At 53.2% G+C, this 12304-nt stretch carries 9 protein-coding genes; 3 read left to right on the top strand and 6 right to left on the bottom strand.

Annotated features, from left to right (window positions below; all coding sequences use genetic code 11):
* The first annotated feature begins 3 nt into the window (after positions 1-3).
* On the top strand, positions 4-1512 hold the full coding sequence (locus tag RAL90_RS11300) for a 4-hydroxyphenylacetate 3-hydroxylase family protein (RefSeq protein ID WP_306250655.1): 1509 nt from the start codon (positions 4-6) through the stop codon (positions 1510-1512).
* A 138-nt stretch (positions 1513-1650) separates the two neighbouring features.
* Here the strand turns inward: RAL90_RS11300 and RAL90_RS11295 are convergent, their stop codons facing one another.
* The gene (locus RAL90_RS11295) at positions 1651-2613 is read right to left on the bottom strand and encodes a FecR domain-containing protein (RefSeq protein ID WP_306250653.1); all 963 of its coding nucleotides are present in this window, start codon (positions 2611-2613) and stop codon (positions 1651-1653) included.
* A 39-nt stretch (positions 2614-2652) separates the two neighbouring features.
* Positions 2653-4002 (bottom strand): surface lipoprotein assembly modifier, encoded by a 1350-nt coding sequence (locus RAL90_RS11290; protein ID WP_306250651.1) that lies wholly within the window; start codon positions 4000-4002, stop codon positions 2653-2655.
* A gap of 234 nt (positions 4003-4236) precedes the next feature.
* On the opposite strand from RAL90_RS11290, the gene RAL90_RS11285 reads away from it, so the two are divergent.
* Positions 4237-6555 carry a CHASE2 domain-containing protein gene (locus tag RAL90_RS11285; RefSeq protein WP_306250649.1) on the top strand — a complete coding sequence of 773 codons (2319 nt, stop codon included), beginning with the start codon at positions 4237-4239 and terminating at the stop codon, positions 6553-6555.
* A 220-nt stretch (positions 6556-6775) separates the two neighbouring features.
* Positions 6776-7168 (top strand): hypothetical protein, encoded by a 393-nt coding sequence (locus RAL90_RS11280; protein ID WP_306250647.1) that lies wholly within the window; start codon positions 6776-6778, stop codon positions 7166-7168.
* Positions 7169-7186: 18 nt separating this feature from the next.
* Here RAL90_RS11280 and RAL90_RS11275 read toward each other — a convergent pair whose 3' ends face one another.
* From RAL90_RS11275 to RAL90_RS11260, 4 genes are all read right to left on the bottom strand, one after another.
* Positions 7187-7978, bottom strand: a complete 792-nt coding sequence (locus RAL90_RS11275; RefSeq protein ID WP_306250645.1) for a hypothetical protein — start codon at positions 7976-7978, stop codon at positions 7187-7189.
* A complete protein-coding gene (locus tag RAL90_RS11270) occupies positions 7975-10866 on the bottom strand; it encodes a fimbria/pilus outer membrane usher protein (RefSeq protein WP_306250643.1) in 2892 nt (963 codons plus the stop codon). Before RAL90_RS11270 ends, RAL90_RS11275 begins: the two co-directional genes overlap by 4 nt.
* A gap of 30 nt (positions 10867-10896) precedes the next feature.
* Positions 10897-11523 (bottom strand): fimbria/pilus periplasmic chaperone, encoded by a 627-nt coding sequence (locus RAL90_RS11265; RefSeq protein WP_306250641.1) that lies wholly within the window; start codon positions 11521-11523, stop codon positions 10897-10899.
* Between the two features lie 178 nt (positions 11524-11701).
* Positions 11702-12301 (bottom strand): hypothetical protein, encoded by a 600-nt coding sequence (locus RAL90_RS11260; protein ID WP_306250639.1) that lies wholly within the window; start codon positions 12299-12301, stop codon positions 11702-11704.
* Positions 12302-12304 lie beyond the last annotated feature (3 nt).

The following is a 12304-nucleotide window of genomic DNA, read 5'->3' as shown; positions in this document are numbered from 1 at the left end:
AGCATGGCAAAGATTGAACACAAAGAAACAGCGCAGACACGCTGGAGCAGGTTCAAGCCGATCAAAACCGGCGAGGATTATGTGAATTCCCTGCGCGGGCGGGAGCTGACCGTGCACATGTTTGGCAAGACGGTTGATGATTACGTGGAGCACCCGATCATCCGCCCTTCAATCAATGCCCTGAGGAAAACCTACGAATTGGCCGTGGAAGACCCTGAACTGGCGACAGCGCATAGTGATCTTGTTGACGCGCCGGTGAACCGCTTTCTGCATATTGTAGGCGCTCCGCAGGATCTGGTGATGAAAAACAGGATGCAGCGCCGCCTCGGGCAACTGACAGGCACCTGCTTCCAGCGTTGTACCGGCCTTGATGCCATCAGTGTGCTGCATTCCATAACCTATGACATCGACCAGAAACACCAGACGTCCTATCATGAGCGTTTCCTGACCTTCCTGAAGCAGGCGCAGACAAATAACGTCATGATTGCGGCTGGCATGACCGACCCGAAAGGGGACAGGTCTAAGCGCCCGAGTGATCAGGCGGACCCGGACCTGTTCATGCGCATCGTCAAACGCGATGAGGACGGCATTTATGTGCGCGGTGCCAAGGCACATATGACGGGCGGTCTGAACAGTCACTGGATTGCGTTGATGCCGACAATGAATCTCAGTGAATCTGATCGTGACTATGCAGTGGCCGGTCTGGTGCCGGGGGATGCGAAAGGCATTACCTATATCTATGGCCGCCAGTCCTGTGACACGCGGGCCATGGAAATGGGAGAGATTGACAAGGGCAACGCGACCTATGGTGGCCAGGAAGTGCTGGCGGTATTCGATGATGTATTCATTCCGTGGGCGCACGTTATGATGGACGGCGAATATGAATTCGCGCAGGAAATGGTCGCGCGCTTCACCTCCTATCATCGGGCAAGTTATGTCTGCAAGACAGGCCTTGGCGATGTGCTCGTGGGGGCAGCGGCGTCTATTGCCGAATATAACGGGGCCGATCACGCCAGTCATATCAAGGACAAGCTGGTTGAGATGACCCATCTCAATGAGACGATCTATTCATCAGCCATCGCCTCCAGCCATGAGGCGCAAGAGCTGCCATCCGGCATCTATATCAATGACCAGATGCTGGCCAATGTCTGCAAGCATAACGTGACGCGGTTCCCATACGAGATTTCACGCTTCGCGCAGGATCTGGCGGGAGGGCTGATGGTGACCATGCCGGCGGAGGCTGATTTTGAGGATGAGACAACAGGTCCCATGCTGAAGAAATATCTGCGCGGGCGCTCCAACATGCCGGTGGAAGTGCGCCAGCGCATGTTGCGCCTGATTGAAAACATGACGCTTGGCCGCAATGCGGTGGGTTATCTCACTGAGTCCCTGCACGGGGCAGGGTCACCGCAAGCCCAGCGCATTCAGATCCAGCGTGGCATGGAGGTGGATACCAAGAAAACCTATGCGGAGGATCTGGCTGGTATAACAGGCCTGCGCGACGAGGAATAAGCAGGAGGGGGCCTGTTGACTTAAAGCCAGCGCCGCCAAGCAGTGGGCAGGCATCCACATTATCAGTTTCATAAGCTTCCCAACAAAAAAGCCGCTCAAACGAGCGGCTTTTCCGTTTGCTGAACTTTCAGCTGAGGATCAGTTACAACCTGTTTGATCAGGGTTGATGTCACACTCAGGACCTGTTGGGAAGTCTGGCTCGTTGCCAGCATCCGCCGCGTCTGTCGCGTCGTTCAGGTCTTCAAGAATTTCAGTTTCATCAATGTCGAAATTGATACCTGAATCTTCGGAGATGGCAGAGTCGCCACCAGATGCTTCATCAACATTGCCGATGCCACCTTCGCCGGTGCTGGCCCCTGTTGGCGCTGTGCGCAGATTGGAACTGAAGACATCCAGTGCCTCAACAGAAAGCGTGAACGGACCGAAGACGGTAGAGCCAGCGGCCGGCACAAAGGCCGCCTGGCCAGCTTCATCAAGACGCTTGCTGCTGGTTGTGGTAATCACGTCCAGTTCACCGCGCTTGTTCGTGCCCTGATTTTCACGGCCAGGGCCACGCAGAACAACCAGCAGGGCGTTGTCTGCATCGACACCCGATGTATCGTCGATCAGGCCTTCAGACCGCGCAAGGTCAACAGCATCCTGTCCGATAACACCTTCAATCATTGTGCCGCGTACACCCATGGTGGCGACAGGTGAGTTTAGCTTCACATTGTTCGGGTTCGACGCAATCTTGCCGGACATGAAGCGGAAAGTGCCGCGGGCGATATTTGCAGACATATTGCCGTCAGCGGTCGCCGGATTGTAGACAAACTCGTCGATTATGATGGAGGAGTTGGGACCGGCTGTGAAAACGGTCTCGTCTTTCAGCAGAATTTGCAGGGCACCTGCAGCACCACTTTCCACTTTGTCACCGAGGTAAACCTCGCCTTTGACGACCGCGTCACGCGGTGCTTCGCCAGCGGATTGCAGGGTCACATCGTTGCGCACAGCGGCATTGACGCCAATTTCAGTTTGCTGGGCAGCGGCCGGCATCAAGATAGATGCGGTTGCAGTCAGCATGGCGGCAGTCGCCACGCTTTTCAGGACAGTAGTGGGCACCATGGTCATATCTCCTCGTCTCCCGTGGTTGTTATGACCGCATTAACGGTCAAAATTCCAGATCAGCTGAACTTCAGCGCCTGTATTGTCGTAGTCGTAAACATCGAAATTTGCCTGACGGTCGTCATAGAAGACTGAAAATTCAACCCGCAGATCATCAAGTGTTTCCTGCAGATTGGCGTTTTCACTTTCGAAGACGGCCCCGACAGGCACGCCAACAGCGACGCGGGCATAATGCCGGTCTTCTTCGCGTGGCTCGGTTGCACCCGGCACAACAATTGTGTCCGGTGCGGCATATTCAACGTCACGATAGAAGTAACTACCAATCGCGTAGGAGCCGTTTTTGAAGCTGCGGCTGAGTGAAGTCGTGAAGAAGGCTGTGTCGAACTCGTAAGCTTCGAAATCAGCTTCTTTCTTCTGATAGCCGATGCCGACGCTGCCACGTGTCTGGCTGTCGAACTTATGGTTCACGGAGCCAATCACTGTATATTTGAGCCCGGCACGCTGATCTTCAAACAGGGTCTCTGTGTTGCCGATCGTGATGTTGTCATATTCCTGATAGCTCGCATCTGCATCAAGCTGGAGCGACGTTTGGGCCGTCATCTCACGGCGGACGCGGACGCTTGCACCGCCTTCACGCAGATACTGGTCACCGACAATATCAAGGTTCTTGAAATCAGCCAGAATGCGCCAGTCGTAAGGGCCATTGGCCCCCTCAAAGCCGGTGCGGGCGGCGATGAAGTTGAAATCAACGCGGCCGAAATCATCATAGCGCTTGCTGAGCGTGCTGAAGAGGGCAACAAATTTCAGATCCTGCTCGCCGCCAATTTCATATTCATACTTGCCGCGTGCGCGGAAAGTGAAGGCTTCATCAGACTGAGTAGGGGCATTATTCGGATCGATTGACGGGTCGTCATTATTGACCGCCACGTTATCATCATAGGTGAAGCCGACGGCAATGCTGCCGCTCAGCCTTGTCTTTCTCTGTTTGTTGTCAATACGGCCTTTGAAGTCTTCAAGCTGTTCCTGAAGTTGTGGAGACAGCGAACGCCCTTCAAGAATTCGTACTTCTCGCTCAGCGCCCGAGTAATCGGCGAGGCGATATAGCACTGCGGCATAGAACAGGCGGGCTTCGTCCCAGTTCGGGTCAGTCAGCAGAAGCCGTTCAAGCGTTGCAGCAGAAGCAAGAAGATTACCCGCAGCAGCTTCCTGGCGGGCGTAATCAATGTTCAACTGTTTGTCGTCAGGGTTACTGAAAACGTCGTCAAAGGTGATCGTATCCTGCGCCTGGGCAGCAGCCAGAGCGGAGATACTGGCGGAAACGGCCAGCGCAGCAGCGATTTTCGCAATGCGTCGGCTGGTTTCAGTCAAATTGGAAATAGCAAAAGTCACAGGATGAGTCCCCCTCCCTGTCAATGAGTACCACACTTATTTTTGAGTGTAGGATACTAAGTGAAACAAGAGCAAGCCCTCAAATACCATGCCAGAAATGTTTTTCTCCCACACCTTTATGGTGTGCCATGGCCGGATTAGCACCTCGGCAGTTATTTTCGGGCAATGTGTTGCTGGACGCCGGGGCCAACTCCGGGTTAAAGGTTAACAAATCGGCATTATGAGGGGGTTATCGTGGCTGATAATGCACAGAGAATTAGGCTTCTTGTCGGACGCAGCAAAAAGCTGATCCCGTTGTTTCTGGGGCTGGCAAGTGTGGTGCTGGCGCTTTTCTCTTTCTATAGTTTTCCCTCTGCCCTGAAAGATGTGGGCAATTTGCTGTTTGATGAATATCAGCGCCAGCAGCCGCGCGAGTATGTTGAGGCACCTGTTAAAGTCATCGATATTGATGATGAATCTCTGGAAGTGCTGGGCCAGTGGCCGTGGCCGCGGACAGATTTTGCCGATATGAGCATCAAGCTGGGCCAGATCGGCGCTGCGGCGGTGGTATACGACGTCGTGTTCTCTGAGCCTGACCGCACATCGCCGGGCAATATCGCCGGGATGCTTCTGAACAACGGTCTTTCTTTCGAGGCGTTCGACGCCATCACGGCCCTGCCTGACCATGATGCCTATCTCGGGCAGAGTTTTGCCCAGACCCAGACAAATATTGTCACAGGGTATTTTCTCACACCGCGTCTGGAAGAGGGCAGGGAGCAAGTGCTGCCGCCAGTGCGCTACGGCTTTGTAGAAATTGGTGCGAGCGCCAAAGATCAGATGCCGGCCTATGAAACATCTACGCGAACTTTGCCGGTAATCGACGAGGGCGCGCAAGGCTCCGGCTTCGTCAGTGTGGCCAGTATTGATGGCGGCGTGATCCGTAAAGCGCCATTGCTTGCGCGGATCGACGAACAGATTTTCCCGTCCCTGTCTCTGGAGGCATTACGTGTGGCAATCGGTGCTGGTACGATACAGATTAAAAGTTCTTCAGGCAGCGGGGAGTTTGGTAGTGGTAGTGAAGGCCCTGCTTTTGTTTCTACCGTTCGTATCGTTTCGGAAATTGGTGACTTCCAGATTCCGACGAATAGCCAGGGTGAGTTTCTGGTGCATTATTCCGAGGAACGCCCAGAGCGCCGCATTCCGGCCTGGAAAGTGATCAAGGCCGGGACAGGTACGCCAGGCGCCTATAGTATGCAGGAATTGCAGGAGCAATTAGCCGGACACATTATTTTGATCGGACCATCGGCACCCGGCCTGCTCGATTTGCGTTCCACACCCATGAACGGGTCGTATCCCGGGGTGCTGATTCACGCCCAGATGATTGAACAGATGCTTACAGAACAGTTTCTGGTCAATCCCTATTGGGGCCAGAGCGTTGTTGGTATTATCATCCTCGTCGGCGGGACAATCCTGGCATTCATGCTTTCATTCCTTGGTGCGGTGCGCGGGGGCCTGATCACGGTTATCTCCCTGATCGCGCTCTTCTTGTTCTCCTGGTTGCAGTACACGGAAAGCCAGATCCTGTTTGATCCGACCTTTGCGGCAGCAGCACTGGTTTTCATCTCCATGGTGACGATTATCTCCAGCTTCTATCTGACCGAATCTGAGAAAGCCGAGATTCGCGGCGCGTTTGACCATTACCTGTCGCCCGACATGGTTGACCAGATCGCTGAAGACCCGTCCCTTCTGCAGCTTGGTGGGGTTGAGAAGGACATTACCATCCTGTTCTGCGACATACGGAGCTTCTCGAAAATCTCCGAGCAACTGTCACCACAGGAACTGATTTTGTTCCTCAACAATTTCCTGACACCCATGACCGAAATTCTGATGGATTCAAAATCGACAATCGACAAATATATCGGCGATGCGATCATGAGTTTCTGGAATGCGCCGCTGGATGACCCGGACCATGCCCGCAACGCCTGTCGTGGTTCGCTGCAAATGATCCACACATTGCGGGAAATGAACAAGCAATTCCATAATGACCCTGAAAATGCACCGCTCCCGGTGGAGACGAATATCGGGATCGGCCTCAATTCCGGCCCCTGTAGCGTCGGCAATATGGGCTCGACACAGCGCTTTGCCTATTCGGTGCTGGGCGATGCGGTGAACCTGTCATCCCGCGTGGAAGGCCTGACCAAGCAATACAAACTGCACATCATCATCGGCAGCGCGACGGCTGAAGGGGCACCTGACTTTGCCCGCGTCGAGGTGGATCAGCTGCGCGTGGTCGGCCGCCAGGCACCAGAAACGATTTATACGCTGGTGGGCGACGAGAAAGAGGCGCAGACCCAGACCTATAAGGACTGGCAGCAACTCCAGACCGCTTATCTTGCTGCGTATCGTTCGCAGGACTGGGATGAAGCTGAGGGCATTGCGGCAGAAGCAAGACCACTGGCCGCAACATGGTTCGTGGACGGCTATTATGATGTCATGCAAACCCGCATCGATGAATATCGCCAGAACCCGCCAGGCGAAGACTGGGATGGCGTCTACCAGGCAACATCGAAATAGGCTTGCCCGGTTAGGGTACTGTTTCAGGTTTTCTGGGCTGCCTCAGGCAATCAGGTGTCTTGCAGACGTTAAGCCCGATGTGGATGGTTGCCTCTGTCATCCGGAAGGTTACCAGTCATTATCCTTAACTGTCTGATAACCTTAATGAAAATCTTCTTAAAAATTTGCTCTTCCTTAAACTGATCGCCGTATTCTGCCCCCAGTTTCTGGTGGGTACAGTATGCGTAAAATCTGTTTGAGCATGGTCTGTGTTGCGTTGTGGGGCATGGTTGCCGCAGCGCAGGCTGGCGATCAGGTGACCATTGAACTGTCGATGACAATCGCACCCAGCTGCAAGGTCACAGAGCAGGTCAGAACTGAATTGCAGGACAGACCGACAATCAATGTGCGCACGGCCTGCAATACGGAATATTTCCGCTTCATGCTGTCCAGCCCGTCAGATCAGTTACAGGTTGTCGCGGCGCAGAGCACCAATGCCGTAACAGATGTTCAGCCAGGTATGAATGAGGTTGCCGTCAGGCTGTATCGCCCTGGCCAGCAGGACTTTTCCTTTCAGCTTGAAGAAGCGCTACCGCCAACAGAGCCGGTATCAATAGAAATCATCTATTTCTGATTTGCCGCTGACAGGGCTCTAAAAGGGCACGAAAGTCAGTGTCAGGACATCATTATACTGTCCTGCAAATGTTTCAGGGAAGGGGGGGATTTCAATTCTCACCGTTTCGCTGTTGATCACGGCTGTATTGACATTGAGGGTGACCTCATCGCCGCCCTGTGGATCAATGGGTATACCGGATAAAAAGGCGTTATACGGAATTTCCCCAAAACTACTGCCTCTTTCATGTACGAGGTTACCCTCATTATCAGACATCGCAGTGACGGTCAGGTCTGTATTTGACCTGAACATGAAGCTGCTTTCGCCGGATGTGCCAGCTTCGAGTGTGCCAAGGTCGAGCTCAAGCTGTCCGTCACCGGCCTCTCCTTCAAAGCGCAATCCTGGCTCAACAGTGCTCAGCAGATTGAACGTGCTGACAATGGTTGTGCCAGATGACGCCTCAACCGTCAGGGTCTCGCCAAGGAACAGCCTGGCCAGCGCAAAATCACTCAGTCGTGCCCGCTGGGTGCCCACAGGCATCAGGTCAGTGGACTGAATAATATCGGTCGTGATCGCATTGCCGCCATCCGTCAGATCCAGCGGCCCGTTATTGATGGCATCGAGGAAAATGGGCTGTGTCAGACAGGTATCATCTTCATTAGATGAGGTTTTCTCGATAGAGAGCGAAATCACCAGCGGAATATCGTCCGATTGCGTGTAATTGCTGCCCTCTGTCTGGGTGATATCGAGGACGAGATTGGTGCAGGCCAGAGCAGATGGTGACAGCAGCAGTCCCGCTGTCATGATGGCAAGAGATGCGAGATACTTCATGCGCCGGGCCTCACGGTTATTTCTCCAAGATCAACATAGGCAGGATCTTCCCGGCCCACTGTAAACGTAAATTGCAGGTTTTTGCCAGCAACCGTACCAACATAAGTGCCGGGCTGCAGTTCATTGAAGGCAGCGCGGCCGGTCCTGTTGGTGAAAAATGGGGTGCGTTCGTCAGAACCTTCACGGCGCAGGCTGCCATAGGCAAGGGCAAGGGGTTCATCCAGATAACTCCGTCTGGCAACAACTGTGCGGAATGCTGCTGAGCCAACGGTGATGCGGGTGCCGGTCCGGGCACCTGGCTGGATGTAGTATCGACCGTCACCGATATTGTAGCCGGGCGGTGCATTCTTCACGCCAACCGTCAGGTTATCAATGCGGTAGGCGCCCCCTGGCTGGATAACGGCAGGGCCGAATATGTCCGCCTGTCCAAGGGGCGGGCCGGCATTGCCGTCATTGAGCACCACCTGTGCATTGGAGAGGGAGCCATGCTTGTCGACAAGATAGAAGCCACGCGAGGGGTCCCGGCCAAAGCCGAATTTGCCATCCGCATAGGCAATGCCGGACTGAGCACGGAATCGGGCATTCGTTCGTTCCGGCTGTCCGCTGGCATCTGGCAGGTTCTGGGTCAGGCTGATGTCAGTCTCGAACCGGTTGGTCTGGTACCCGAAATTACCGAAGATGTTTGTATCATTCGGCGTATCCTGCACGCTCAGGCGATAGTCATAATCAGGCACCTGCAGGCTCGGGCGACGGCTGAACTCGGCGCGGCTCGTTTCCGAGAGCGTGTCATAATTGGCGTTGGCGAACAGCCTGTTACCGAATGTTCGGGAGATATTGAAAAAAGCGCCAAAATCTTCCCGCCCGGTTGAGAGGTCTGTGTACCTGAAAATAGTGTTGAAATTCAGTCGCCCGAAACGACGGTTCACACCAAGTGAAAGGGATACATCAGGGTCATCGGCGGTGCGGCTTTGCGAATAGGATGTACCCAGAGAGATATTCGTGTCCAGAAATGCATCAAAATTATACGAGGCGTTGGTGTTGAACTCTGTATCTGACACAAAATCGAAACTGGAAAGTGTCGTGTAATCCTCGGAGAAATAGTCGAACTGTACCGACAGGAAATCATTTTCCAGAAACCGGTTAAATGGTCCGGCGCGATAATCAATGCTGCCGGCATAGCCCGTGCCAAATTCGTCGCTGAAACTGAAGGAGGAATCGAGCAATATAATGCCATTCAGGGCTGCCGTCACGAGCGAAGCGCCCAGTTGGGAAATTTCCTCTGAATAGGTGGCATTTGCTCCAAGCGTCAGGTTGTTGGTGATCCCCTGCATGTAAGTACCGGTAACAACAGGGTCTTCCGTGTAGGCAATATCAGACAGGTCTGCGTCATCACGCCGTACACCGCCAGAAATCGAAAACTGGTTCAGGCCTGGCTCCAGCAGGTTGATGTCCGTGGCAACGGAGAAATTGTCCACTTCGCGGCGACCAAATGAATCTTCCACAACGACAACCACATTATTGGTAATCTCGGTAAGGGGAATATCGTTCAGGGTCACAACACCAGGGTCTGCGCTGAATGTGTTGACCAGGATGCCGTTTGAATAAACCTCGATAATGGACGGGCGCTCAATCGTCAGCGAGGAGCGGCCAAGAGAGCGGACATTGCGCCGTGGTTGCAGCTGCGAGAAATTGCGCTCTACGGAAAAACCGAGAAAGTCAAAATCTCCGGCCAGCTGCAGCGGCGCAGAAAGCAGATCGCCAAAGGAATAGCGGATGGCGCGTTCAATATCATCCTTGAAGGCAATGATCCGCCCGCGCCGAAAGTCACTTTCCTCAGTGTTTGGATCATAGATATAGCTGCCACTGAAATCGACATTGATGCCGTCAATACCGCCGAAATTGGTAAAGCCGTTCAATTCCAGCCCGTATAGCGGGTCAAACTGGTCATCCAGCGTATCATTGGCGGAAAAAACGGTAGAAAGCCCGAAGGCAAAATTGGCAGCAGGCACCAGGGGCACATTAGGATCACGGAAGCGATCAGCCCCGGCAAATTGCTGGTTCTTCTGCAAGCCATCGGGCAACTGCGCCGCCACGGACAGGGTGGCCGGGTCGAGATAGAGATCGAGCCCGGTCATCTGCTCAATCCGCTCGATGGAGACCATCTCGTCGCCCATCGCCTCAAGGCTTTGGCGCATTTCGTCATTAATGGCGTCACCAAGACTGTTGGACAAGCCGCTCGGCGACACGGCTTTCAGTTCTTTCACGGTGGCCTGCGCCATCACGCCCGGTGCCCTGCGGCCCTCAATCAGAACCGGCAATGTCATGGTCACGGTGGGCTCTTCCGCCGCAGCAGCGGCCAGGTCAGCCTGTGCCTGTCTCTCGGCTTCTGCGCGGGCGGCTTCCTGTGCAGCTCTTTCGGCCGCTTCGCGTTCTTCGCGAGAAACAGGCGGAATGGCCGGCACCAGGGGGCGTATGCTTTCGGGTAATGTTCTCTCAGGCACGGCTCTGTCTGGCACGGTTCTATCCGGTACCTCCGTTTCAGTGCTCACATCACCTGCTGTGTCAATTTCCGTGTTGGCCCCATCCTCATCTGTCGTAACAGTCTGTGTTTCATCAGTCTCGGCAGGGGCAGCATCTTCTGCGATGCTGTCAGTGTCCGCTTCGTTATCAAGACCTGCACTTGCGTCAGAAAGGTTTGTATCGGTTTCATCTGCGCGCGTGCCGTCTGCACCACCGGCGATATCAGCGTCTGTGACTTCTTCCTGTTCTGTTTCATCAGGTTCTTCTACTGGAGCATCCGGTCCAGGGCGTGTCAGAAAAAATATCAACAGGGCTGTGGCCGCCAGCAAAAATAGCAGCGGTAAGCCTCTTCGAAAAAGGTTACTCATGATACTGAACTAAAAACTAGCGGCGAAATATTACCTGATGCTCGCCGTCAACTCCCCCTCAAGATTGATGTCCTGGTCTAATTCCCCAATATCCAGGCTGAAAGTTCTGACTGAGTTTGGTGGAATCAACGGATTGCCGACACCCTTGCCCGTCAGATCAATCTGCTTGCGCCCGTGGGCTGTTTCGACCACTACAGTCTTGCCAACAGTGGTGCCATAATCGTTGCCGCTATTCCTGATGGCGAAATCCAGTTTGTTATCATCAGTCTTTTCAATGCTGGATAAGGTGAGAGTAGCGTTCGGGTTATCAGCACGAATATAAAGTGCCACCCCGAAATTGTAAGCAACAGTTATCCCGGTTGCATCTTCCTGAACAACTGGGACCTCGGCAACTTTCATCACATAGGCAATGGTTTCCGCCATGCTTGGCTCGCCGATATACTGAACCCGGATTGATTGTGTACTTTGCGGTGCGATCAATGCCTGGGGTGGAAAAACGATAAAATCATCGTCGGCGGGCACAAATGTCTGTGTACCATCCTCGGCAATCAGTCTCTTTTCAACCAGAATTTCTACGGGCAGGTCGGTGGGTCTTGTATTGCGAACACGGATGACCCCAGCGCTTTCACCAGATGATGAGCTTAATGTCACCCGCATTGGAGTGACTTCATATGCAATAGCACTTAAGTTGAAAATAAAGAAAATAACAGAAAGTATTGAGGAAATATAATCCACTTTTTGAATTGATGCATTTATAATTATTCCTGAAGTAAGGGTTTTTTTACATAAGTCTATTATGGTGTATGTAGTGCCGCCATTTTCATCATGGATGTTATTACGGTGAAGAATTTGATGTAATGGATATTGTTACGGTGTCTGTATAAACACCTGCAAATACGCTGGTCTGGCTTATTGATCCCAGAACTTCACCTTGCTCAATGAGTACGCCATCAGCTGCGAAAGAGATGTTGCCCGGTACGCCAACCAAAAAATTTCCAGTTAGCTCTGTTTCAATAGGGGCCGTCAGTTCCCTCGATGAAAATTCAATGCCTTCTGTTCCGGTGTGTGTAACTGTGTATCGAATTTGATTTTCTTCCGTCAACGGCCCACCCAGCCTTTGCAGTTTCCCATTATTGGCGGAGCTAATGACGCGTGAGAAGCCTGACGGTTCATTGCAGGCATATGTTAATGCGAGGCTGGTGCCATCGTTGACATCAAGAATGATCCCTCCGCCTACGTCTGTTGTTGCATTCCCAGACAAAACGGCACTTCTCGTATTTCCGGTTACAACATCTGAGAGAGTGCCGAAGCTGAAATTCCCAGCGCTGCTGTCAGAATTATTGATAAGACTGAAGACACCACATTTCACATCGACAGTGCCTGTCAGATTCAAACTAATTGTATTGTCTGCATAGCTGGCTGACAGCGCTGTCAACCA

It is taken from the genome of Parvularcula sp. IMCC14364 (genome assembly GCF_030758415.1).
GTDB lineage: Bacteria > Pseudomonadota > Alphaproteobacteria > Caulobacterales > Parvularculaceae > Aquisalinus.
This window is presented reverse-complemented; position numbering and strand designations above follow the sequence as displayed.

What these genes read in the sequence shown, in the direction of transcription:
- RAL90_RS11300 (WP_306250655.1), top strand. Translation starts at nt 4, where the DNA reads ATGGCAAAGATTGAACACAAAGAAACAGCGCAGACACGCTGGAGCAGG.
- RAL90_RS11295 (WP_306250653.1), bottom strand. Translation starts at nt 2,613, where the DNA reads ATGGTGCCCACTACTGTCCTGAAAAGCGTGGCGACTGCCGCCATGCTG.
- RAL90_RS11280 (WP_306250647.1), top strand. Translation starts at nt 6,776, where the DNA reads ATGCGTAAAATCTGTTTGAGCATGGTCTGTGTTGCGTTGTGGGGCATG.
- RAL90_RS11275 (WP_306250645.1), bottom strand. Translation starts at nt 7,978, where the DNA reads ATGAAGTATCTCGCATCTCTTGCCATCATGACAGCGGGACTGCTGCTG.
- RAL90_RS11270 (WP_306250643.1), bottom strand. Translation starts at nt 10,866, where the DNA reads ATGAGTAACCTTTTTCGAAGAGGCTTACCGCTGCTATTTTTGCTGGCG.
- RAL90_RS11265 (WP_306250641.1), bottom strand. Translation starts at nt 11,523, where the DNA reads ATGCGGGTGACATTAAGCTCATCATCTGGTGAAAGCGCTGGGGTCATC.